The organism is Roseivirga misakiensis (genome assembly GCF_001747105.1).
GTDB classification, from domain to species: domain Bacteria; phylum Bacteroidota; class Bacteroidia; order Cytophagales; family Cyclobacteriaceae; genus Roseivirga; species Roseivirga misakiensis.
In genome coordinates, this window is the sequence record NZ_MDGQ01000003.1 from 149749 (window position 1) to 171569 (window position 21821).

Consider the following 21821-nt stretch of genomic DNA (forward strand, 5'->3'; position numbering starts at 1 on the left):
CGTTATTTTTTGATCGGGAATTTCATTCGATACTTCACATTCACATTTCCTTTAGAAATGCCTACCAACTTTGAGCGAAGCATTTGTTTCTTGAGCCCTTTGATATAATCCGTAAATAGGACGCCATCTAGGTGGTCATATTCATGTTGGATAACCCTTGCAGTTAAATCATCGAATTCTTCTTCATGGGGATTCCACAATTCATCATAATAATGAATAGTAAGTTTTTCAGGTCGAATTACTTCTCCGTGTACATCTGGAATACTGAGGCAACCTTCCTCAAAACTCCATTCATTGCCGTATTCGTCAAGTATCTCTGGGTTTATAAATGCTCTTTTTACACCCTTATTACTTTCTTCTTCTGAATTCATTTGTGTCGAATCGATCACAAAAATTCTATGCGACATGCCTATTTGTGGTGCAGCTAGTCCCACACCATTTGCATTATACATGGTTTCAAACATGTTTTCTACAAGGGTGGTCAGGTCTTCCGAATCCTTCGGGTAGTCTTTTGCTTCTTTTCTTAATACGTTATCGCCAAAGGCAACAATAGGGTAAATCATATCTATTTGCTTTCGAGGTAGGATTGAAGGATAATGGTGGCACTTACCTTATCAATATTACCTTTTTCTCTTCTATCTTTCTTTTTGACACCCCCCGCGATCATGGCATCGAGCGCCATTTTGGAAGTATATCTTTCGTCATGCAAATAAACAGGTTTTTCAGGAAAGTGTTTTTTAAGAAGCCGATGAAATTGCTGAACCAAAGGCGTGGCATTTGTAGGCGTACCATCAAGCTTTTTGGGCATTCCTAATACAAACACTTCTATACCCTCTTCATGATCATATTTTTTCAGGAAGGCAATAACATCTTTTGAATGTATGGTATCTAAAGCAGAAGCGATGATTTGAAGTGGATCGGTGACTGCCAAACCCACTCTTTTGGTGCCATAGTCGATGGCTAATATTCTACCCATTAATTCAGTTTAGAAAAGTCGTAAAACTTAAGCTTAGCTAATCGCTCAAGCTGCAAGGCTTTCGGAAAAAGAATCTCATTCTCAATTTTTGCGTGGATCATTAAATCTTTTTCAAATCTTTCTAACTCCGTAAAAAGCACTTTGATATGTAAATCTGCCTCATCGCAGTATTGATAGTTATTTGTAAATTTTCTAAAACCTTCCATCTCACTTTCATGCACTTCATGTTCAAGCGCAAATTCCTGAACTGAAAACTTCTCCATCAGGTAGTAGATCTCCGAAGAGGGCTTTTCGTCGACCAAAAACTTACTCAGTCTTTCTACATAAGTGAACATGGTATCTTCCTCTTCATAAATGTGGTGAATAAAATCTTCCACGAACATTGGGAAAATAGACTTTAGGTCACTTGAGAGAGATTTATATCTAAAGTTCACGTCTTTCACCCCATCGATGAGTTGTCCGATATATGGCAATCGCTTTTTGATAAATACATAATGTGCATGTTTCAGATACTCGGTCACGAGCTCTGGGGGGTAAGCTTTCAGTTGGTTTTGAGTAGTCTCTTTCTCGTCTAAAACCAGCTCTAAACTTTTGATGACTGACAGAGCATCCAAGCCCAACTTTGAACACACCTCTTCTAACGTCTCAAGCTTGTAATCATAGAATTTGACACCGAAATAATAGAGCACAGAAGCTCGTACATGGTTTTCAGAAACAAGGTCTGTGATAGTGGTTTTTAGTAAATGATCCATAAAAAAGGTGTATTAACGAAACTAAGAATTTTGAGTCACATTTTTTTAAAGGAGGTGAAGTAAAATTCTTGAACACAAACTAAAGTCATTCGTTACAATCATACTATGACATTTACCCATGTTTTCGTCCCAAATGTATATTTTTACAAATTAATTAAAGGTCGAAAGTGAACGAACATAAGAACTCATCATACCATATTAGGCTCCCAATTCTATTGACAATAGCCGTCATTATCGGGATTCTCATCGGATCAGAATTTGGAGAACCAAAAGAGGACAAAAAATATCTCAGCTCAATTCAGAAATTCAGAGAGCTCCTGGAGTATATCGAAAATGATTATGTAGACACTGTTGACACAGAAACGCTGATAGAGGAGTCTATCGAGAATATGTTGGACAAACTAGATCCACATACAATTTATATCCCGCCGAAAGACAGAGAACTAAGCGCATCGCAGCTTCGAGCAACATATGACGGCATAGGTGTAGAATTTAACTTATTACGCGACACGCTGTATGTCGTTAATCCTTTACCTGGCGGACCTTCTGAGAAAGCCGGTATTATTGCGGGTGATAAAATTGTTTCAGTAGATGGTGAAAACATTGCTGGTATTGGCGTCAACAACCGAAAGGTTTATGATATGCTCAGGGGCCCTCGAGGTTCAAAAGTGAATGTAGGAGTTGTCCGACGTAATGAACCTGAATTACTAGATATAGAGTTAGAACGGGGTGCAATTCCACAATATTCGCTTGATGCTAGCTATATGGTGGAAGACGGCATGGGCTATATCAAAGTCAATCGATTTGCCGAAACGACTTATGATGAGTTTAAATCCGCACTTGAAGAATTAAAATCTCAAGGCATGACCAAACTCATATTGGACCTTCAGAATAATACTGGTGGTTATATGAGTGCTGCTATCCGCATGTCGGATGAGTTTTTAAGTGAAGATCAATTGATCGTAAGCCAAAAAGGCCAAAGCGAAAAATATGACAGCGAAGCCAAGTCTACTGAAAAAGGAATCTTTAAAGACGGTGCTTTGATTGTATTGGTCAATGAGGGCAGTGCTTCAGCTTCCGAAATTGTGGCGGGTGCTCTTCAAGATAATGATCGTGCCTTAGTCATTGGCAGACGATCGTTCGGTAAAGGCTTGGTGCAATTACCGTTTGATTTAAAGGATGGTTCTGAACTTAGAATGACCATTGCTAGATATTACACGCCTAGTGGACGCTCGATTCAAAAGCCTTACGATGATGGTGAAAAAAGTTACGATGCAGACTATTACAATCGCTACACTTCAGGCGAGTTGTTCGTAAAAGATAGCGTACAATTCGATGAAGATTTGGCCTACAAAACTTCAAAAGGACGAACTGTTTATGGTGGTGGCGGTATTATGCCAGATTATTTTGTGCCGCTAGATACTACCGACAATAGCATTTATGTAAACCGTTTGGTAAACAGTAACACCATTCGTGAGTATACGCTGGATTATAGGGATAACCACCCAGAGCTAAAAGACATGTCTTTTGAGGACTACAATAAGAACTTTGAGGTAACTGCCGCTATGCTTCGCGAAGTTGTTGGCTTGGGTGTAAAAAAGGGAATTCGTTTTAACAAAAAGCAGTTTGAAAAATCTCGTGAGCTCTTGAAATACTTGATCAAAGCCAGAATTGCTCGTGACAATTTTGATGATGATGCATTTTACAAAATCTACAACGAGACCAATGAGATTTACCGTCAAGCTATAACGCTTTTTAACAACCCTGATTTACTGCAGAACCAGTCGAATGGTTTGTTGCTACAAATGCGTTGATAAGTTTTGTTTTGTTGCCAATAACAAAGCAGTGCACCTCTCGTTCTGAATTAAAGGTCATTAAAATGAGGATAGTATATTTTTTAAGTGCGCTATTGTTGTGCCATAGTGCACTTGCTCAGAATAACGAGCAAGAGGCCATCAATAAGGACGTGTGGAACAACTTTATGCAGGCCTATCAAGATTTGGATGCCAGTCTCTTTAATCAAATCCATACGGATGATGTAATGCGGTTAACTCTTGATAATAAACGCTTATTAGTTGGACAAGATTATAAGGATAGAAATCTAGAAAACTTTAATCGCTGGAACTCCCAACGTCTACAACAGAGAATAGAATTTAGCTTCTACGATCGAATTCAAAAAGGCAATGCCGCTTACGAAGTTGGTATTTACAAGTTAACACGGTATCAGGGTGGTAAGGCGCGATCTTTTTACGGCAAATTCAACGTTGTACTTCGGAAAATAAAAGGCATATGGAAGATTCAGATGGATTCAGACACCAATCCAAATGACTCTATTGGGGAATCTGACTTCCAAAAAGGTAAGATATTGGAATACTAATTTTTATCACTTCCCCTACTACAAACCACAATCGATTGGCTATTTAAGCTTACATAGCTGAACATCTTTATCTTTAGACTATGAATCGGGTTTTCTACTTTCTGTGTCTATTGGCTTTTTGTGCTTGCCAAAGCAATAATGAGCTTAAAATTGAAGTTTTGTCGCTTGACTCCCCGGCCTCGACAAACAGTTTAACACCTCGGCTTTTCACTAATGATGAAGGCAAGGTCTACTTATCATGGCTGGAAAGAAAATCTGAAAGCATACAGTTCAAGTTCACCACACTGAATGGCACCAAATGGGATGCTCCTAAGCTCATTAGTGAGGGGAACAACTGGTTTGTAAACTGGGCAGATTTCCCCTCTCTTATAGAAAATAGAGGTACGCTGTCAGCCCATTGGCTAAAAAAACGTGCTGAGGGCACTTACGACTATGATGTACACGTAACCCAATCGCGAGATCGTGGCCAGGTTTGGTCCTCTTCATTTATCGCTCACAAAGACAGCATAGCTGCCGAACATGGTTTTGTAAGCATGCTCCCACTGGATGAAAATCAAAATTTCATTACCTGGCTTGATGGACGAAATACCAAGAGCGACACACAGATGTCTCACAATGGACATCATAGTGGCGGTGCCATGACTATTAGAGCTGGAATTTTTGATGATGAAGGTGAAATGATCAACGAATGGGAATTAGATGGGAGAACCTGTGATTGCTGTCAAACCACGGCGGCTATCACCTCTAACGGTCCAATTGTAGCCTATCGTGATCGATCGCATGAAGAAATCCGCGACATTTATATCACACGGCATTTAAATGGCAAATGGACAACTCCCAAAGCGATCTATAATGACAATTGGGAAATAAAAGGTTGCCCTGTAAATGGCCCATCCATAGTGGCTAGTCAAGACTTAGTAGCAATTGCATGGTTTACTGCTACTCCAGGTTTTTCGCAAGTGAAAATGGCTATATCAAAAGATGGTGGGGAAAATTTCAATACCCCAGTTATAATTAGTCAAGGAAACACTAACGGACGTGTGGGTACGGTGCTACTCGAAAATGGAAACATTGCCGTTAGCTGGATGGAAACCATCGACAAAGAAGCCAATATTTTGGTCGGCATTTTTGATCGAGAAGGAAATGAGATAAATAGAAAAATAATTGCTCAAACAGCGGCTAGTAGAGCCAGTGGTTTCCCTGTTATGACTCGCAATGGCAATAACTTAATTATGGCTTGGACAGAATCTGAAGAATCTTCTATTGTCAAGTCAGCAATTATAAGTCTAGATTAAGCCCGTAAAAGGAGTATTACTACTACCATTAGTAGCAGCCGAAACCGCATCAAATCTCTCAATTAAAATTTGATAGTATTACTATTTGACTACGTTTTTATACATAATCATATAATTATGTGATTTAGCCTGAAATATTTGTCCGTGTCAAATTTTTAAATTTCCTTCGAAATGTATTGGAAGACTTCGCAATCAAAGTCTTCCTTAAAGAAAATCTAGAGGTTCCATAGCCTCTGGTATTGTGTGTGTTTATTGGCCACCCCAATGATGTTGGGGTGGTTTTTTTATGCCTTGTGTTTGGCTAATTTTGAATTTTATAGATCAATTTTTTGTTACGACCTTCATAAATGCAGAAAACCCCTACTATGTCGAAATTTCTATACTTTCTATTGGCTATCACGCTAGTTTCTGCGTGTACCTCAACGCAGGAAAAACCAAAAACTGAAGAGGTTAAATCGCAGGTCCAAACTATCATTGATAAGTCCATCGAGTATCATCAAATGGGCAACCTTGATAATACTTCATTCTCACTTACTTTTAGAGATATAGATTACACTTACAAAAACGAAAAGGGTTTGTATGAATATACCAGAACCCAAATTGACTCAACTGGGGCTACTGTAATTGATAGAATGGACAACGATACACTGCGCCGTACTGTAAACGGTGTAGAACCTGAAATTACTGATGAAAAAAGAGCAGCTTATACTAGATCCGTCAATTCGGTAATCTACTTTTTCAGACTTCCATTTGGCTTAAATGATCCGGCAGTAAATAAGATTTATGTCGGTGAAACGAATATTAAAGGCAAGGCTTACCACGAAGTGAAAGTCACTTTTGCTCAAGAAGGTGGCGGTGAAGATTATGATGATGTCTTTCTTTATTGGTTTGATAAGGAAGATTATAGCATGGATTACCTAGCTTATTTATACCATACTGATGAGGGTGGCATGCGTTTTCGAGAGGCGATTAACCCAAGAAGGGTAAATGGTATGCTCATTCAGGATTACGTCAACTACAAACCCGAAAATGAGGACATTGACATTATGACCATAGATGAACTTTTCAACGAAAACAAACTCGTTGAACTTTCAAAAATCATTAATGAAAATGTGGTGATCAACTGAGTGATTTCAGTCACTCAACAGGTTAAATTCATTAATTAGTACCATTCCGACTTCCTGATGACCATCAGATGAATTGGTACTTTTCTATCCTATTGAGATTGCTTATACTCGAACTATGAACAGAAATGTGACCATTGGGGTGGTGCAATCAGCACCAGAATACCTGGACGTAAAGAAGTCTTTAGGAAAGGTAGAATCTTTATTGAAAGAGGCTGCTGATCAGGGAGCTCAGTTAGTCAGTTTCGGTGAAACTTGGTTTACAGGGTATCCGGCTTGGATTGATTACTGCGATGAGTATGCGAAATGGGACTTTAGACCTACCAAAGAGGTTTTTGCCAAAACTTATGAAAATAGCCTAGACGTAAACGGATCTGAAGTAGCACAGATTGGAAAGTGGGCTAAAGAATTAGGATTGAGTATCGTAATGGGCATAAATGAAAAAGTGCCCACTGGCCCTGGTAACGGTACAATTTATAATAGCCTGCTTACTTGGAATGAAAAAGGTATTCTTGCCAACCACCACCGTAAGCTGATGCCTACACATACCGAAAGGCTCTTATACGGACAAGGTGACGGCGCTGGGTTAAAACCTGTGGATACGGCGATAGGTCGTGTTGGCGGGCTTATATGTTGGGAACATTGGATGCCACTTACTCGACAAACCATGCACAATGCCGGAGAAGACATACATATTGCTGTTTGGCCAAAGGTGCATGAAATGCTACAAATCGCTACGCGTTCCTATGCTTTTGAAGGGCGTTGTTTTGCAGTTGGCGTTGGACAAATAATGCGGGTGAAGGATATTCCTGATGTTCTTAACCTTCCAGCCGAATTGGCTGACAAACCAGACCACCTTTTACTAAATGGTGGAAGTTGTATCGTTGGACCTGACGGGCATTATGTTATGGAACCTATTTGGGATAAAGAGGGAGTCTTTACCGCAGAAGTCGACCTGCACCGATGCAAGGAAGAAAAAATGGCCTTAGATGTTACTGGTCATTATCAGCGCAATGATGTTTTTCATCTCGATGTGAACAAGAGCAGAAGATGAAAAAATAGTCTACCCTTTCGAGCAGAGTAGACTACAGTCTTATTTATTTACAGCCTTTTCTTTCGTCAATGGTTTCCTCGTACTCTTTCGGGTTTATGACAAACTTAGTTCCAGCTGTATTAGTGCTGAAGTTGGATAATATGAACTTATGCGCAGTTCCAAAATCATCAGTGGCCGTGATTGCAGTTAGATTTCCATTTTCAGTTTCCACATAAACTTCAACGTAAGGCATCTCGTTATTTGGTCTCAATCTAATATTTGATCCCTCAATAACACCTTTGTGATCCTTTGTGAAAAATGTAGTCATTGCGCCAAAATTGATGATCGCTTCGGTATTCTGGCCCGGACAGAAATAGAGTATTTGTGAATGATCCTCTTCTTTAGTCCCTATATATTCAGTTTTACCATCATTCAACCAAGTCTCATTAGGTCCAAATGTCATGATATACTTATCACCGTCTACCACCAACACACCGTTTTGTGTATTGCTAAATCCCATTCTGTCGTTCACTGACTCATATACCACATTCAATTTGTAAGTGGGCACTTGACCATATTTTTCAAGAATGGCCATTAACCTTCCACCAGCATCCTGCGCTTGAATAGATGTGGCAATTAGTAATAAGACGAGTATAGAGAAACCTCTTTTCATAGAAATCATATCTTAATTGTCGTTAATATAAGAAAGCGATGTGATGGTACAACCATAGGTTGCTTGATTGAGGAACTCAAAAATAAAAAAATCCTGTGAATTTTCACTCACAGGATTCAATACTCAATTCTTTATTATTGCTTAGTTCTTGCGGATGTAAACGTTTCCGTTTCTGGTTTTCATCGTAACACTTGGACCGCCGCCATTTAAATCGCCTTGTACCCAGTTATCGAACTTAATGCTAAACCCTCCTCTGCTATCGCTTTTGTTAGTCTCAGGTTCTGGTTGGGATAAGGTGAATGATTCAAAATCGGTATATATGTCTCTATTTGTTTTCATTTTAGCTGACAACTTGGTGCCATCAGGGACTGAAATGTCTACATCACCATTGTATGTTTCAAAACTCATTGGCGTATCTGGTGTCACTTCATTGAAAGCGACCTTAATCGATCCATTATAAGTTGAAGCTGACACCGCTCCACCGATATTAGTCATGGTAATCGGGCCGTTGTAGCTTTCCATATCGAACTCACCATTCACACCATCCACATCAATGTATCCGTTGTTATAGGTGTCTAGTTTTAAGTCGAAATTTCGAGGTACTTGTACTTCAAAATCAACTCTGGTATTCCATCCATCGCTGTCCACCTTTACCCGATTGTTGTTTTCTGAGGCATCAAAGTTAAAACCACCATTACTCACAAGGCGTAGACCATTTTTGGTCTTATTCTTATCGATCTTTTTACCGTACTTGATGACTTTTACTTTCACAGTTGCACCATCATAACCCGTCACCTTCAATCTTCCATTTCTAGTAGCTAGATCCAAGAAACCTCGTTCTCCAGGTCTTGAAAGCGGTATATCTATTTCTTGCGTAGACTGCTCCTGTAACTCAGCCTTACCTTTATTCTTAACCTTTACTTGCCCCAAACTTTCAAAGACATTTTCCACAGCTATCTCAGCCATTTCTTCAACGCTTGCCTCGATCGATTTTACATCAACCTGAACGTCGATCTGCTGTGCTGATAATGGATAAGCCATTGCACCAATCACCAAAGCACTAATTATTGTTTTCATATTTTTCATTTCTCTTTCCTTTTTTAATTACATGATCTTGTTCACACTCTCACGCAACGTTGTCTTCACCTCTTCAGGCGTATACTCTCCTTCTATAATATTTTTAAATTCACTTACAGCTTTTGACTCTTGCAATTCAACCATTAGCTCGGCCAATGCCACTTGCATCAGCGGAGATTCTTGTTGACTGATACTATTAATCAAGCCCTCTCTTATCGCTGGATCATCGGCGTACTGTGCTAATAAATTCAATGCAGCCATCCGTACATTAGTACTCTCATCACTATTTAGTGTCATAAACATAGCATCTGTTACTTCCGCGTTTGTACTTACAAGTTCACTACTCATTTGGACACCTTTCAATCTCTTTGTTACAGACTCCTCTTCAAGCATGGTCATCATCATCATTTCTTTCATATCAACCATTTGTGCCGAAAGATCGGTTAGTTGATTCTGATAAAATGAGCCTGTTAAAGTTCTTCCAATCACAATTCCAAAAACAAGCACTGCCATTCCAAAAGCTAATCGCCCTCTATTAGTACCCAGAATCATTTGCCATAAAACCTCCCACTTCGATGCTCCACTATCCGTGCTTTGTTCCACTTTTGCGGCATTTAATTGGCTATAAAAGCCTTCGCTCATGGCATCAGTCGGTATTGGTTCAGGAGCAGTTATCATTTTACCCTGAAGTTCGGCTAATGCTTCTACCTCGTGCATATCGATATGCCCCTCAGTGACATAGGCATCAAACTCTTTCCTACTTTCTTCGGAAAGACTACCGTCGATATATTCTGTTATCAATGACATGTACTGCTCTTCCATTTGCTTACTTTTTTCTTATGCGGATATCTCCATTCAGCGTTTCAAATTCCATTGATGGTCCTCCTTTTCCCATTTGGTAACCATTCGAGTTCGAAATCTTGTATTTAGTACCCTTGCCAGATGATGTTTTCATCACTTTTGGCGCTACTTTACTGTCAAAATCTAAGTCACTATACACCTTCCCCCATTGTGTTTGGAAATTATATACTCCACTTGACTTACTTGGTACTTCCAATAGAATATCGCCATTCACGGTATTAAAGCTCCCAAATTCTGATGGCATCTTGGTATATACAGCTTCAATTACACCGTTAACCGTACTGGCTTTTGTGTTACTTTCAATATTTATCAAGGTAATGTCACCATTAACATTGCCTGCATAAATCTCACCCTCAACATTTCGGATACTCACGTCTCCTTCATTGACGGTTGAAATTTTCACACTGATGCCATTCGGGACTTTAATTTTATAATCTAGCAGGTAGGAATATCTAGATTTCCTTCTATTCCCATTCCAATCCCATCCACAGTCCAACGGATCATCTTTCTCTCTAATCTTTTGATCTGGAAATTCGAAGTTCACTTTAGCAAAGTCATCGCCTTCGCTGATTAGCATCTTTACTTCTTCCATCCCAGCCCTAACGTTATCAGCACTTCGAGCAGAAATTTGCTTCTTTAGCTCGATTTCAATCGTATTTCCACTATATGCCTCCACATCGACATTGCCATTAATGTTGCAAACGGCAAACCAAAACTCCTTGGAGTTATCCTTAACCTTGAGGCTCTTAGTGATTGTTTCGCTATCTCTCTGGGCGATCAGTGCACCAATAGATAACATCATTAAGAGCGCTATATTTATTATTCTTTTCATTGTTCAGCTATTTTGAGTTCATTTTGAATTCACAAAATCTAGCTTTTCATAATGCACCTTAAGGTCTTTTAAAGCCCTAAAAATTCGGACTTTAACAGCACTCTCTGTGATTTCTAGAATTTCAGCAATGTCCTGATATCGCATGCCCTGATATTTGCTCAATACCAATACTTCACGCTTTTCAGGGGTTAGCCTGCTTAGAGCCGTTTGGAGTATATCCAACTGCTCCTGCTTAATCCTTTGTTCTTCTGCATTAAATTCATCTCTGAAATATTTATCAGTCACTTCTGGATCTTCCTTGTACCCCATTTTCTTTTGCTTTTTGTAATGGTCAGCAAATAGGTTTCGAGCCATATGATACATCCAAGTCGTAAACTTTCCATCCCCCTTATAGGTATGACTATATTTCATCATTCTGATAAACACATTTTGCACAAGATCTTCACTAACGGCGCCGTCAGAGGTCAAGCGATAAAAGAACCCATAAAGGGGCCTATTGTGACGCTCGAAAAGCAATCCAAGTTGATCAATTTGGCCAGCCTTGACCTTGAGCATTAATGTGTTGTCTGAGAGTGAATCCAATGTTTTGTTTTGAGAATTCAGTGTGGGAAACTCATGCTTCTAAAAATGGTTACAGGGGAATTTACATTTTTTTATAAATAACTCATTCCCTTTGATTTAAGCTAAAAATAGGTGAGTCACATAATTTTATATGTTAACCAGTATTTGTTTTTATGTGAGGATACCTTAATTTCATAAACCTATCAAATACTTTTAACACTTCGAGGAAAGGAATTGCAAATGACGCATCTGACTAATGCAAACGAGTCATGAGTAGTTATTTCTTAGAAAACCCAAATAACCAACCCATGGAATTGACAACTGAACAACTACAAACTGAAATTGATGCTTTAACAAGCAAATTGACTGGTGACATGTTCGCCGACATGGACATTAAGGACCAAATTCATAACCTCACAATGAAACTCAATGGCATTAAGCCAATGGATTCACATTTCGATTGTGTAGGTTGTGGAAGTTAATTTATGAAAGCACCTTATTCAACCTTAAACTTAGAGCCTTTAGTGGCTCTTTTTTTATTCCTATGTATTTCATCTTGCCAACCGAAAGCTGAATACCAAGAGACCGACTTACCAATTGATGAGCCATTTTTAATTGTACTTGGAGTAGCTCAAGATGCAGGTTATCCGCAAGCAGGCCAGCAAAAAGAGTGGCAACTCATTAAGGAAGGAAAGGCTAAAAAAGCGTATGCAGTTTCACTAGGTCTAATTGACCCTAAGACTAAACAACGTTGGCTTATAGAAGCTACTCCGGACTTTAAAGAGCAGCTTCAGCTTATGGATCAAATCTCCACCACCGATTCATACCCCTATGACGGCATCTTTTTGACACACGCACATATTGGACATTACACGGGTTTAATGCATTTGGGAAGGGAAGCTATGGGGGCACAAAGCACCGCGGTATATGCGATGCCTAAAATGTCTGAATTCCTAAGAAATAATGGCCCTTGGAGTCAGCTAGTTGTATTAGATAACATTAATATAAAGCCGCTTTCAAATGGAAATGTGACAGAAATCGGGGCATTTCGTGTTACACCCTTAATCGTGCCTCATCGGGATGAATTCAGTGAAACGGTAGGCTTTAAAATCGAATCAAATGGGAAATCAATCCTATTTATTCCTGACATTGATAAGTGGGAAAAATGGGATATGGACATTAAGGCAGTTATCAAAACAGTTGATGCAGCATTACTAGATGCCTCCTTTTTCAAAAATGGCGAAATACCGGGTAGAGATATGAGTGAAATTCCTCACCCTTTCGTTGAGGAGAGCATGGCCTTGTTTGAAAATTTAAATGCTCAAGAAAAACGAAAAATTCACTTTATACACTTTAATCATACAAACCCACTGCTTTTCCCCAATAGCCCTGAACACAAGTCAGTATTGGAAGCTGGTTTTCAAGTGGCTAGACCCGGACAACTCTTCACGTTTGATTGATTCCCAATATTGGAGAACGAATCAAAAATGAGACTTAACTCTTTCAAAAAAGGGCTAAAAAAGCAATTTAAGACTACTATTCCCGAAGGCACAAGAGTTGCATCGCAAGTTTGAACTAAACAAACTAATGATGGAATTCGATTTCGAAAAATACTACGATCAAGCTGTAGAATTGATCATGCAACGTGGCCCAAAAATTCTCTTGGCCATTCTAGTCTTAATTATCGGCTTAAGACTTATAAAGTTCGTCGTAAAGCTACTGAACAAAACATTTGAAACACGTAACATCGATGTAACGCTTCGCCCATTTATCTCCAATTTAATTAACTGGATTCTTAAGGTCCTTTTAATCGTTACCGTTGCAGACATGATTGGTATCGAGAACACCTCTTTCGTAGCCATAATCGGTGCAGCTGGTTTAGCAATTGGTTTTGCTTTACAAGGCACGCTGGCCAATTTTGCAGGTGGTGTACTCATTCTAATCTTCAAGCCTTTTAAAGTTGGCGATTTAATCGAAGGCCAAGGACACTTAGGCGTGGTTGAAGAAATTGAAATCTTTGTCACCAAAATCTTAACTCCGGATAACAGATTAGTAATCATACCAAACGGTGCACTCTCAAATGGTAGTTTGAAAAACTTAACCGCCAAAGATAGCGTTCGGGTCGACCTAACGATTGGTATCGCTTATGATGAAAACATCAAAGAAGCTAGAAAGCTTTTACTCAATGTTATGAGCAAACATGATAAAGTTGTACAGGACCCTGCTCCTTTTGTTGGCGTATCTGAATTAGCGGATAGTGCAATCAACTTGGCTGTTCGCCCATGGTGTAACCCAGCCGATTATTGGGATGTATACTTCGATGTTTTAGAGGGTTCCAAAGACGCACTAGACGAAGCTGGCATTACCATACCATTCCCACAAAGAGATGTTCATTTATATGAACACAAAGCCTAATTAGTCATAACAATCAACAAAAGCCCCTTCTTATTTATTAAGAAGGGGCTTTTTTAATGAACTCTCTAGACTGAATGTAAAACAATGCCCCAATGTACTATCTGTGGAAAAAGAGGGGTTAGACCTGGGTGATATGGACGCGACCCTACTCAAGAAAGTAGAGGAGTTAACCCTTTATATGATTGAGATAAAGAAGGAGCTTGAGGAATTAAAGAAAGAGAATAAAAAACTAAGCGAAGAAGTCAAAACCGTAAAAAAGTGATTCAGGTAAGATAAGAAACGTCGTTCTGAGTGGAGGGAAACGTAATGAAGCCCGTCTGCGGCCGGCAGGAATCCCTTAAACTCATCTACGGCGGCTTCGATCATACTTGCATTTGGATAACGTGAAAGTTGAAGAGATTCTTCGTTCACTCAGCATGAAGTGCAGAACATTGGTAGATTCTTCAGTCGCCTGAAGGCTCCCTCAGAATGACGGCAACAGTGGGCATAAAAAAAGCGGTTCCGAAATACGGAACCGCTTTTTTGAATTTATAGATTCGGATGGATTATCCGATAGATACTCTCTTATATGCAGAAACAGTTAAACCCTTATTTACTGAATCTAAGTACTGTGCCACAGACTGCTTAGGCTCTTTCACAAAAGACTGGCTCAATAAAGTATTCTCTTTAAAGAACTTCTGTAGTTTACCTTGTGCAATTTTATCAAGGATTGCTTCTGGCTTTCCTTCTTGACGTGCTTGCTCTTTTCCGATCTCAATTTCTTTTTCGATCACTGAAGCATCAACACCGTCTTTATCTAAAGCAACAGGATTCATTGCAGCTACTTGCATACCTACATCTTTACCTGCCTCAAGTACGTCACCTTCGCCAACACCTGTCATAGCCACTAATACGCCTAATTTTCCATTAGAGTGGATATAAGAAGCTACTTTTTCTGCAGAAAGACGCTCGTAAGAAGTTACAGCTAGTTTTTCACCAATTTTACCAAGTAGTTCGGTTACTTTTTCTTGAACACTAAGTTCGCCTAGGCTCATTGCATTAAGTGCTTCAAGGTCAGCTGGAGCGTTAGCCATAGCCGCGTCAGCGATCTCGTTTCCTAATGCTTGGAAGTCTTCATTTTTGGCCACAAAGTCAGTTTCGCAAGTAAAAGCAATCATGATAGCACTTGATGCATCATCATTTGTTCTCACAAAAACAGAACCTTCTTTAGTTTCTCTGTCAGCTCTTTTCTCAGAAAGTTTTTGTCCTTTCTTTCTAAGAAGTTCGATTGCTTTATCGAAGTCGCCTTCAGCTTCTACCAATGCCTTTTTACAATCCATCATACCGGCACCGGTCATTTGTCTTAGTTTGTTAACTTCTTGTGCTGTAATAGCCATTTTATTCGTTTTTTATTAATTACAGATTGGTCTAAACAAAAATTGAACATCGAAGCGAATCCAATGTTCAATTTTGTATAAGCTTTTATCAATATTTATGCGTCTTGTTTATCAGTTGCCTGATCTACAGCTTTCTTCTCTTCTTCCGCTCTTTCTCTCTCCTTCTGCTCTTTATCTTCTTTACGAGAAGATAAACCCTCTTCTATAGCTTTTCCGAAAGCCTTAGTGATGATTTCAATAGATTTGAATGCATCATCATTTCCTGGAATAGCGAAGTCAACCTGCGTAGGATCAGAGTTAGTATCACATAAAGCAAAAACAGGAATATTCAATTTCTTGGCTTCTGCTACTGCAATGTGCTCTCTCTTAACGTCGATCACGAAAAGTGCAGCTGGTAGTCTTGTTAGGTCAGTAATACCGCCTAATAATCTTTCAAGCTTTGCTTTTTCACGCGTCTTCATTAAACGCTCACGCTTTGCCAATACCTTGAAGCTTTCGTCTTTCATTAGCTTGTCGATACCCGCTAATTTCTTCAACGATTTTCTCATGGTAGCAAAGTTGGTTAACATACCACCTAACCATCTTTCGGTTACAAATGGCATATTTAATCTTTGCGCTTCTTCAGAAACGATAGCTCTAGCTTGTTTCTTAGTCGCTACAAACATCACTTTCCTTCCGGAACGAACGATGCTCCTAACAGCATTTGATGCTTCTTCGAGGCTGTTAAGGGTTTTATTAAGATCGATGATATGAATACCGTTCTTCTCCATGAAGATATACGGTGCCATACGTGGATCCCACTTTCTCGTCAAGTGCCCAAAGTGAACACCAGCATCAAGTAAGTCTTTGTTAGTAATTTTTGACATTATATAATTTGAAATTAATTCGAATTAACGTTTCGAGAATTGGAATGATCTTCTCGCTTTTCTTCTTCCTGGCTTCTTACGCTCTACCATTCTTGGGTCACGTGTCATAAAACCTTCAGATTTCAATGCAGGTCTGAACTCAGCATCAACTTCGCAAAGAGCTCTAGAAATTGCTAGTCTAATTGCTTCCGCCTGACCAGTTGGTCCACCACCATCAACATTGATTTTAATATCGAAATTTCCTGTTTGCTCTACCTTCTCTAAAGGTTGCTTCACGATAATTTCTAAAACATCTGAGTTAAAGTAGTCTTGAACTGTTTTGCCGTTCACTAAAATATCGCCATTACCTGACTGCATATATAGTCTTGCTACAGATGTCTTTCTTCTTCCTATTGTATTGATTACGTCCATGGTAACGGTATTATATTTCTACTGCTTTTGGTTGTTGAGCTTCATGTGGATGCTCTGTTCCTTCATATACAAATAAATTAGTGAACAAGGTTCTTCCTAATCTATTCTTAGGCAACATACCTCTTACAGCTCTTTCCACTAAAAGCGTAGAAGATTTCTCTTTAAGCTGTCTTGGTGTGGTTGACTTTTGCCCCCCAGGATAACCTGTGTAAGAAAAATAAACTCTGTCAGTCCATTTCTTACCTGTCATCCTTACTTTGTCTGCATTGATAACAATTACATTATCACCGCAATCAACGTGAGGAGTATAGCTAGGCTTATTTTTTCCTCTAATCATCTTGGCTACTTCACTTGCCAGCCTACCTAATACTTTTGAATCGGCATCTACTACAACCCACTGCTTATCTGCAGTTGCTTTGTTGGCCGATATTGTCTTATAACTTAGCGTATCCACTTCAGTATATTTTATTGACTTTTAATACTTTATTCAGTCCTCCCTTAAAAAGGGACACAAAGATAGAAGTTTGATTTTTGATTTCCAACCCCACTATTAATAATTCTCTAACACTTTTTACGCCATAGGCATGTTCTATCTAAAAGCATGCACAAAACGCTCTTAAAGCAATGTATACTATCTTTTATTGAGGGATAATTGTTTGTGTAAAACCCTTAAATCCTTGGGATAATCTGCCATAACTACTACTTGTTCTTTCAGGTTGTCAAAAGCGAGTGCGCTAGCATGCAGTGCAAAGCGTTTAATCAATGGCAATTCTTCTGTATCCCTTTTCAATTTATAGTTCCTTTTAATCTGGGATAAATAGAGATCAGCTCCACCATACATATCGTCATTTATTAGCGGGGCATCCTTTTTAGAAAGGTGAATTCTTATCTGATGCATTCGACCTGTCTTAGGAATACATGAAACCAGCGTGTGGTTTTTAAATAACTCCATAGTATTCACCGTTGTCTTAGCTGGCTTACCTACCGCGTAATCAATCTTCGTCACTCCTTTATTTAAGGTATAAATAGGCAAGTCAATTACTTCATTTCTGAATTCGTGAATACCGTGAACAAATGCATGATAAGTTTTTTTGATTGATCGGTGCTCAAACTGAAGTGAAGCATGACGGTATGCCTCCTTATTTTTCGCAAAAAGCAGACAACCAGAAGTTTCTTTATCTAACCGATGACATGCCGACAGGGACTCACTAAAGGACTTAGCCAACTTTTGCAAGTTCATCGGGTCGTTTCGATCCTCCAAAGAGGCCATAAAAGGAGGTTTGTTGACGACTAAGAAGTTGTCGTCCTCAAATATGATTAACGATTCGAATTTGATTTTCATGAAGGGCACAAAAGTAACAAGAACTTATCGATCTTGTGACATCATTTCTAACTCCAACTTTGCTTCCTCTTCCATTTCTGCCGTACTCTGACCAATTGGTAGTTTGAAGCTAAAATTAGAGCCTTCATTTACAGTACTGACTACGTTTATGTTAGCATTATGCGCCTCCACAACGTGTTTTACAATGGCCAGGCCTAAGCCTGTACCTCCGCTTTCTTTCGATCGGGACTTATCAACTCTGAAAAAACGCTCAAATATGCGATCCAGGTCTTCAGGTGGAATTCCAACTCCTGTATCTCTCACAAAAACTTGAACCATATCATCTTCAACCTCAAAGCCCACTTGAATACTTCCCTTATCTGTGTATTTGATCGCATTAGAAACCAGGTTTACCAATACTCTATATATCCTAATCGCATCTGCATGAACAAATATTGGATCTGGATAAGAGGTATCCATTCTAATGGTGAGCCCTTTCTTTTCTGCCTTATTCTCTAATTGATCAATTACCTCTCGGGCTGTAACTACGATATCAAAATGCTCAAAATGCATTTTAATCTCCCCCGTTTCGATTTGAGAAAGGGTTAAGAGGTCATGAATAAGGGAATCGAGGTTATCTAAACTTTTGGCAGCTCGTTTTAAAAATCGTTTTCTAACCTTTTTATCATCTACTGCACCATCCAGCAAGGTATGTACGAATCCTTGCGCTGCAAACACTGGCGTTTTCAGTTCATGACTTACATCGGCTAGGAATTCTCGTCGAAAAACTTCGAGTTTCCTTAGGTCTTCGATCTCTTTGTTACGATTAACTCCAAAGGTCAGAATCTCTCGGTTAATCCTTTTTAAAGGGTTGGTACTTGTAGAGGCATCTTCTTCGCTTTCAGTAAAAGAGAAGTCTTTATTCCTCATTTTATTGAGCACCTTATATATTTCGCCAATCTCTTTAAAAACCAGAAATTCGAAAGTGACGAAAACGAGGAGATAAGTAGCAGCAAAGGAAAGTAACCCTGCTACGAGCAAACTTTGCACAGTAACATCGGGAACCAGAGATAGAAAAGCGGTGGTGACACCAGCTACGACTATTGCTAAAATTAGCGCTACAACTCTGGAATTAAATAACATGATTAGGCAATGTCAAACTTGTATCCTACCCCTTTTACAGTGGAGATATAACCTTCACCTATTTTTTCCCTTACTTTTCTAATGTGTACATCAACTGTTCTTGCTAACACGTAAACATCGGTTCCCCAAATGTTTTGGAGTAACTCATCTCGACTAAACACCTTATTGGGGTGTTGAGCCAAAAAGTAAAGCAATTCAAATTCTTTTTTAGGCAGCGTGAACTGATCGCCATCAATGTTCACCGTATAGCTAGACCGATCAATCGTTAAGTTTCCAGCTACAATTTGTGATTTCTTCTTACTGCTCTTACTCTCCTTTCTAAACAGTGCGCTAATTCTACTCATTAATGCTCTAGGCTTAATGGGCTTAGTGATGTAATCATCAGCACCAGCTTCAAAAGCAGCCACTTCAGAGTATTCTTCTGTACGAGCGGTTAAAAAAGTAATATGTGCATCTGACATATCTGGAAGTTCGCGAATCTGCCTACAAGTCTCAACACCATCTTGCTGAGGCATCATAATATCGAGGAGAATTAAATCTGGACTGAATTTTTTGCAGATACTTACTGCCTTCATTCCATCTTCTGCAGTTTCAACTTCGTAACCTTCTTTTTTTAGGTTGTATTTAAGCAGCTCTAAGATGTCTAAATCATCATCAACAACTAGAACTTTTGGAGATTGCTTGCTTGTCATGGATTTTGTGGTTGTCAAACAAAGATATATTAATTATATCCTTGTGTACAACAATTTTTAAATCACTGAACGACAGCCATCGGATGCTTGAGGTTTTTGGCTTTTTTCAACTCAACTCTCAGATAACCTACATAGATTTTAGCCTGAAACTTGAGGGGGATCTTATTTAAGTCATCGGATAGCCAAACTTTTAGGGTATTATCCTCCTCAAAAAGACTATCCTTTTCGATTATTGGTACCAGCACGACAGATTTGACCTTGCCAAATTTTGTTTTAATCACTTCCCGCCCTGTGAACTTAACACGGAAAGGCTGTTCTTTCTCATCAAAAAAGGTATTGACCGTAATAATATCTCCCACGTTCAGTTTATCGAAATCGATCGACCGGAGATAATAATAGCCGGTAACCATATCTTGCACGTTATGAGGAATGGCATATTCTTCTCTCTTCTCTAGCTTCTTCGTCTCCTTATGAAGCTTAGTTACAAGGACTGAATCCTTGTCGTGATCAAAGTATAAGATTTCGTTTTTCCTGAACCTTCCCTCTCTTATATATCGATAAAATCGCTGAGGAATTAGCTTAGTCGTATCGTAGTAAGTACCCCAATTATCTCTGACAGGAGAAAATAAATCGAACATACCGGAGGTTTTGGCATTGATATCGATCTTCCAAGTGGGATGGTCATTTACACTATAAATAATGTTGCTAACGTTAAAGGAAACCTCTGCCGCTTTAATAAATCCTATTGAAGCTTTCATCTCCAAGAATTCACCAGCCTTAAAAGGCATGTCCTCAGTTAACTGATAGCTTTGACTAAAACCTAATTGGAAAAAGACAAGTGCACAAATACTAAAAATACTTCTCCTCATATTCAACTTTCTGCCAATAATGACAAAGGTCGTACCAGAATCGTTATAGCGACGGATATCGCTTTTTGAGATATTCTAAATAAGCCAATAAATCTCCTCCAAATTCACCATCTAATTGTGCCTCCAGAACGTCTTGTTGAGAGTTATATCTCAGCAACGACATAAAGAAAGTATTATTTGGCGTAAAATCATCAAAGTAACTCAGATACCGTGCTGATTTAAAAGGGACGTTTTTAAAGTCGACCTTAATCTGTTCGATCATTTGATCTTTTAGGACTTGCTTTTCATCGACTTCCAAATCCGTCATACCCTTGTATAAGGAATCTAACCTTTGCGATGCGCCGAGTAAGTACGTCCTAAACATCACTTGATCTTCATTACTGGCTATATAATCAGTCACCTCTTGACTACCCTTACCATACTTATCTTCAAGAAACATGATGGCTCCCCTATCTCCGATAAAGGATGCCAAGTTTTCATTGAAAGTAACGGAATCCTTTACGAACAAAGTTCCATGGGTTAATTCATGAATAATTAAACTGGCCAAATCTCCTTCTGATCGGTTGAGCATATTGGAAAGTACTGGATCTTTAAACCAACCCAGAGTAGACCAACCACCTGCTGTTCTTAAACCAACATCTAAGCCCTCTTCCTCCTTTACACGATTAAACTCTTCGACTGCTTTTTCCCTCACAAAGAATCCTTTATAAGGAAAACGACCAATGAAAGGAAACTTCCAGGTTCGAGGTCTAAAAGAATAGGGATCACATGCAGTAACAACGAACATCGAAGGTTTGCCCTCCTGGTCAAAAATCGTAGAATAATTTTCTGAATAGTTAATCCCAAGCTCATCGAAAGCGAATTGTTTCGCTTCCATTATAACCTGAACTTTTTCTTTTTGTGCTTGGGTAGTACTGGTGTCAGCTAGGAATTCTTCTAACGGAACTGACTGATTTACAACACGCAGCTGTCCCCTTAATTGCATCATACCATAGCTGACCAATTCGAATTGCCATGCAACAAAAATGACGATTAAAACGGCCAACGCGAGCCCCACTCTTTTTAAGATTTTCTTCACCTTCATCTATTACGAAAATAAGGGATAATGGATGGTTGTGTATTGCAGTCTTTACCACTATCTTCACAAACTATTCAAGACAAAACACC

The 21821-nt window shown here is 39.1% G+C and carries 26 protein-coding genes; 9 read left to right on the plus strand and 17 right to left on the minus strand.

What is annotated here, in order from left to right; translation table 11 throughout:
- Positions 1-2: 2 nt before the first annotated feature.
- Genes def through BFP71_RS00910 form a run of 3 tightly spaced genes read right to left on the minus strand, consistent with a single transcriptional unit; the run spans position 3 to position 1728 of the window.
- Complete coding sequence (def, locus tag BFP71_RS00900) at positions 3-563, minus strand: peptide deformylase (RefSeq protein WP_069833577.1); 561 nt, start codon at positions 561-563, stop codon at positions 3-5.
- A 2-nt stretch (positions 564-565) separates the two neighbouring features.
- A complete protein-coding gene (gene ruvX / locus BFP71_RS00905; protein WP_069833578.1) occupies positions 566-976 on the minus strand; it encodes a Holliday junction resolvase RuvX in 411 nt (136 codons plus the stop codon).
- On the minus strand, positions 976-1728 hold the full coding sequence (locus tag BFP71_RS00910; RefSeq protein ID WP_069833579.1) for a hemerythrin domain-containing protein: 753 nt from the start codon (positions 1726-1728) through the stop codon (positions 976-978). Before BFP71_RS00910 ends, ruvX begins: the two co-directional genes overlap by 1 nt.
- Before the next feature lie 167 nt (positions 1729-1895).
- On the opposite strand from BFP71_RS00910, the gene BFP71_RS00915 reads away from it, so the two are divergent.
- The 5 genes from BFP71_RS00915 (at position 1896) to BFP71_RS00935 (ending at position 7578) form a co-directional block, all read left to right on the plus strand.
- Positions 1896-3542 carry a S41 family peptidase gene (locus tag BFP71_RS00915; protein WP_069833580.1) on the plus strand — a complete coding sequence of 549 codons (1647 nt, stop codon included), beginning with the start codon at positions 1896-1898 and terminating at the stop codon, positions 3540-3542.
- 65 nt (positions 3543-3607) lie between these two features.
- Complete coding sequence (locus BFP71_RS00920; protein ID WP_069833581.1) at positions 3608-4105, plus strand: DUF4440 domain-containing protein; 498 nt, start codon at positions 3608-3610, stop codon at positions 4103-4105.
- Positions 4106-4185: 80 nt separating this feature from the next.
- Complete coding sequence (locus BFP71_RS00925; RefSeq protein ID WP_069833582.1) at positions 4186-5400, plus strand: hypothetical protein; 1215 nt, start codon at positions 4186-4188, stop codon at positions 5398-5400.
- A 365-nt stretch (positions 5401-5765) separates the two neighbouring features.
- The gene (locus tag BFP71_RS00930) at positions 5766-6527 is read left to right on the plus strand and encodes a DUF6503 family protein (RefSeq protein WP_069833583.1); all 762 of its coding nucleotides are present in this window, start codon (positions 5766-5768) and stop codon (positions 6525-6527) included.
- A gap of 115 nt (positions 6528-6642) precedes the next feature.
- Positions 6643-7578 carry a carbon-nitrogen hydrolase family protein gene (locus BFP71_RS00935; RefSeq protein WP_069833584.1) on the plus strand — a complete coding sequence of 312 codons (936 nt, stop codon included), beginning with the start codon at positions 6643-6645 and terminating at the stop codon, positions 7576-7578.
- Between the two features lie 43 nt (positions 7579-7621).
- Here BFP71_RS00935 and BFP71_RS00940 read toward each other — a convergent pair whose 3' ends face one another.
- From BFP71_RS00940 to BFP71_RS00960, 5 genes are all read right to left on the minus strand, one after another.
- On the minus strand, positions 7622-8230 hold the full coding sequence (locus BFP71_RS00940; RefSeq protein ID WP_141719642.1) for a LolA family protein: 609 nt from the start codon (positions 8228-8230) through the stop codon (positions 7622-7624).
- A gap of 141 nt (positions 8231-8371) precedes the next feature.
- Positions 8372-9307, minus strand: a complete 936-nt coding sequence (locus tag BFP71_RS00945) for a DUF4097 family beta strand repeat-containing protein (protein WP_141719643.1) — start codon at positions 9305-9307, stop codon at positions 8372-8374.
- A 27-nt stretch (positions 9308-9334) separates the two neighbouring features.
- On the minus strand, positions 9335-10129 hold the full coding sequence (locus BFP71_RS00950) for a HEAT repeat domain-containing protein (protein ID WP_069833587.1): 795 nt from the start codon (positions 10127-10129) through the stop codon (positions 9335-9337).
- Positions 10130-10133: 4 nt separating this feature from the next.
- Positions 10134-11000, minus strand: a complete 867-nt coding sequence (locus BFP71_RS00955) for a DUF4097 family beta strand repeat-containing protein (protein ID WP_069833588.1) — start codon at positions 10998-11000, stop codon at positions 10134-10136.
- 18 nt (positions 11001-11018) lie between these two features.
- Entirely contained in the window at positions 11019-11555 is a 537-nt protein-coding gene (locus BFP71_RS00960) for an RNA polymerase sigma factor (protein ID WP_069833589.1), read from the minus strand.
- A gap of 275 nt (positions 11556-11830) precedes the next feature.
- Here BFP71_RS00960 and BFP71_RS00965 point away from each other — a divergent pair, with 275 nt between their 5' ends.
- The 4 genes from BFP71_RS00965 to BFP71_RS19465 all read left to right on the plus strand — a co-directional run bounded on the left by BFP71_RS00965 (position 11831) and on the right by BFP71_RS19465 (position 14238).
- Entirely contained in the window at positions 11831-12043 is a 213-nt protein-coding gene (locus BFP71_RS00965; RefSeq protein WP_069833590.1) for a hypothetical protein, read from the plus strand.
- 3 nt (positions 12044-12046) lie between these two features.
- On the plus strand, positions 12047-13021 hold the full coding sequence (locus BFP71_RS00970) for an MBL fold metallo-hydrolase (protein ID WP_088124819.1): 975 nt from the start codon (positions 12047-12049) through the stop codon (positions 13019-13021).
- 127 nt (positions 13022-13148) lie between these two features.
- Complete coding sequence (locus BFP71_RS00975) at positions 13149-13976, plus strand: mechanosensitive ion channel family protein (RefSeq protein ID WP_245701799.1); 828 nt, start codon at positions 13149-13151, stop codon at positions 13974-13976.
- Between the two features lie 133 nt (positions 13977-14109).
- Entirely contained in the window at positions 14110-14238 is a 129-nt protein-coding gene (locus tag BFP71_RS19465) for a hypothetical protein (protein ID WP_262501519.1), read from the plus strand.
- Between the two features lie 283 nt (positions 14239-14521).
- On the opposite strand, the gene tsf is transcribed toward BFP71_RS19465, so the two are convergent.
- The 9 genes from tsf to BFP71_RS01020 form a co-directional block, all read right to left on the minus strand.
- Entirely contained in the window at positions 14522-15352 is an 831-nt protein-coding gene (tsf, locus tag BFP71_RS00980; RefSeq protein WP_069833592.1) for a translation elongation factor Ts, read from the minus strand.
- Between the two features lie 95 nt (positions 15353-15447).
- A complete protein-coding gene (gene rpsB / locus BFP71_RS00985) occupies positions 15448-16218 on the minus strand; it encodes a 30S ribosomal protein S2 (RefSeq protein ID WP_069833593.1) in 771 nt (256 codons plus the stop codon).
- 24 nt (positions 16219-16242) lie between these two features.
- Positions 16243-16629, minus strand: a complete 387-nt coding sequence (rpsI, locus tag BFP71_RS00990) for a 30S ribosomal protein S9 (RefSeq protein ID WP_069833594.1) — start codon at positions 16627-16629, stop codon at positions 16243-16245.
- A gap of 10 nt (positions 16630-16639) precedes the next feature.
- Positions 16640-17083, minus strand: a complete 444-nt coding sequence (rplM, locus tag BFP71_RS00995; RefSeq protein WP_069833595.1) for a 50S ribosomal protein L13 — start codon at positions 17081-17083, stop codon at positions 16640-16642.
- Between the two features lie 177 nt (positions 17084-17260).
- Positions 17261-17971, minus strand: a complete 711-nt coding sequence (locus tag BFP71_RS01000) for an RluA family pseudouridine synthase (protein WP_069833596.1) — start codon at positions 17969-17971, stop codon at positions 17261-17263.
- A 24-nt stretch (positions 17972-17995) separates the two neighbouring features.
- Positions 17996-19093 (minus strand): sensor histidine kinase, encoded by a 1098-nt coding sequence (locus tag BFP71_RS01005; protein WP_069833597.1) that lies wholly within the window; start codon positions 19091-19093, stop codon positions 17996-17998.
- Positions 19094-19095: 2 nt separating this feature from the next.
- Entirely contained in the window at positions 19096-19785 is a 690-nt protein-coding gene (locus BFP71_RS01010) for a response regulator (RefSeq protein WP_069833598.1), read from the minus strand.
- Between the two features lie 62 nt (positions 19786-19847).
- Positions 19848-20654, minus strand: coding sequence for a DUF3108 domain-containing protein (locus tag BFP71_RS01015; protein WP_069833599.1), 807 nt, complete (start codon positions 20652-20654; stop codon positions 19848-19850).
- A gap of 43 nt (positions 20655-20697) precedes the next feature.
- Positions 20698-21738: an aminopeptidase gene (locus BFP71_RS01020; protein ID WP_088124820.1), complete on the minus strand. Its 1041-nt coding sequence runs from the start codon at positions 21736-21738 to the stop codon at positions 20698-20700.
- Positions 21739-21821: the final 83 nt, after the last annotated feature.